This window comes from Bartonella sp. AA89HNZF (genome assembly GCF_042196905.1).
Taxonomy (GTDB): Bacteria; Pseudomonadota; Alphaproteobacteria; order Rhizobiales; family Rhizobiaceae; genus Bartonella.
In genome coordinates this window covers 1-538 of the sequence record NZ_JBHIRD010000140.1, presented here as the reverse complement: position 1 = coordinate 538, position 538 = coordinate 1, and the positions used below count along the sequence as shown (strand labels likewise).

Sequence of the window (538 nt, the reverse complement as noted above, 5' to 3'; positions counted from 1 at the left end):
GATATCCCTCTTGAAGCTTATGCGTATATCGTTAATGGCAAGCCTGCTCTTGAATGGGTTATGGGGCGTCAATGTGTAAAGATTGATAAAAAGAGTGGCATTGTTAATGATGCTAATCGCTATGCTGTTGAAACCGTTGGCAACCCTGCCTACCCTCTAGAGTTATTTCAAAAGGTTATTACCGTAAGTTTAGAAACAATGAAAATCGTAAAAAAACTACCAAAATTGGAAATAAGAGAAACTGAATAACTTATAAAGCATGCTCACATAATGGGTATGATAAACTCATAAGGGGTATAAGGTTTTATACCTATAGGTTCTTATATCCCTTTTATAAATTGCTGACATACAATCTTTAAAAGGATAATTTATCATGCGTTATTTAAAAAGAAGAAACTTGCACTTTTAGATACTCTTATTTACATTGCCTTTAAAAGATTAAACCGTAATCTAAAATGATAGCTTTATTGTTATCAGAAGCTTTATTTAAAGAGGGTTATGTATATTCATTTTCTTATATTACTTATAGGTTTTGAAT

1 protein-coding gene is annotated in these 538 nt (G+C 31.2%); it reads left to right on the top strand.

The window, feature by feature from the left end:
• Positions 1 to 249 (top strand): type ISP restriction/modification enzyme (locus tag ACFIN0_RS10175; protein WP_375702498.1); only part of this gene is annotated, 249 nt, incomplete at its 5' end.
• Positions 250 to 538 lie beyond the last annotated feature (289 nt).